Source organism: Arthrobacter sp. H41, assembly GCF_000520535.1.
In the GTDB taxonomy this organism is placed as follows: Bacteria; Actinomycetota; Actinomycetes; order Actinomycetales; family Micrococcaceae; genus Arthrobacter_D.
This window is the reverse complement of the sequence record NZ_KI914783.1, coordinates 13,650-14,961: the sequence shown is the minus strand read 5'-3', so window position 1 is coordinate 14,961 and position 1,312 is coordinate 13,650. Positions and strand designations below refer to the sequence as shown.

At 66.1% G+C, this 1,312-nt stretch carries 1 protein-coding gene; it reads right to left on the bottom strand.

The genetic code is table 11. The features are described 5' to 3' along the window. The coding region (locus Y705_RS18045; RefSeq protein ID WP_081737862.1) for an NAD-dependent malic enzyme at window positions 1-1,312 on the bottom strand (1,312 nt) is incomplete at both ends.

The window sequence follows — 1,312 nt, the reverse complement described above, 5'->3', positions numbered from 1 at the left end:
TTCCGGGGAAACGGCAGCCGCGCTCACCGCAGCAGCGACGTCGCCGGCAACGTGGGGGTCGAACACGCTGGGAACGATGAAGCTGGGGTTCAGCTCATCATCGCCTACCCGCGCGGCGATCGCCTGGGCCGCCGCTACGAGCATCTGGGGCGTGATGTCGGAGACTCCCGCATTGAGGAGTCCGCGGAAGAATCCTGGGAAGGCCAGCACGTTGTTGATCTGGTTCGGGAAGTCACTTCGTCCGGTGGCGACGACGGCGGCATGCCGTGCGGCAAGGATCGGATCGATCTCAGGATCGGGGTTGGCCATAGCGAAGACGATAGCCTTATCAGCCATCGCGGCGACATGCTCTTCGGCAATAACGTTCGGAGCACTGACGCCGATGAACACATCGGCGCCGACGAGCGCCTCATGAAGTGTTCCCTCGAACACCTCCTGGTTCGTGTTGCCGGCGATCCACTGGCGGTGGGGGTCCGCATGTTCCCGGGCGCTGCTGATGGCCCCCTTCCGGTCACACGCGACGATGGAACCGGCGCCCTCGGCCAGCAGCAGCTGGATGATCGCGGAGCCTGCAGCACCCACACCGGAAACCACGATCCGCACCTCGCCGAGGTTCTTCTCCACCACCCGCAGCGCGTTGGTCAGGGCGGCGAGAGTGACGATCGCCGTTCCGTGCTGGTCGTCATGGAACACCGGGATGTCCAGTTCGGCGCGGAGCCGCTTCTCGATCTCGAAGCAGCGTGGAGCCGCGATGTCCTCGAGGTTGACCCCGCCGTACACCGGGGCGAGTGCCTTGACGATGCGAATGATCTCTTCCGTGTCCTGGGTGTCGAGGCACACGGGCCAGGCATCGACGTTCGCGAACTGCTTGAACAGGGCCGCTTTGCCCTCCATGACGGGCAACGCCGCAGCGGGCCCGATGTTGCCGAGGCCAAGCACTGCGGAGCCGTCCGAGACGACGGCGATGGTGTTGCGCTTGATGGTCAGGTTCCGTGCCTCTTCGGGATTTTCCGCGATGGCGAGACAGACCCGGGCGACGCCGGGCGTGTAGGCCCGGGAGAGATCGTCGCGGTTTCGCAGCGCCACCTTCGGAACGACCTCGAGCTTGCCGCCGAGGTGCATCAGGAAGGTGCGGTCGCTGAGATGGTGGACGCGGACGCCGTCGAGCGTGTCGAGCGCCTCCCGAACCTGCTCACCATGCGCGGCATCGGTCGTGTTGCACGTGACGTCCACCACGATATGGCCGTGGTGGGACTCGGTGACGTCCAGCGCGGTGATGGAGGCGCCGGCCGAGCCGACGGCTGCGGCGAGG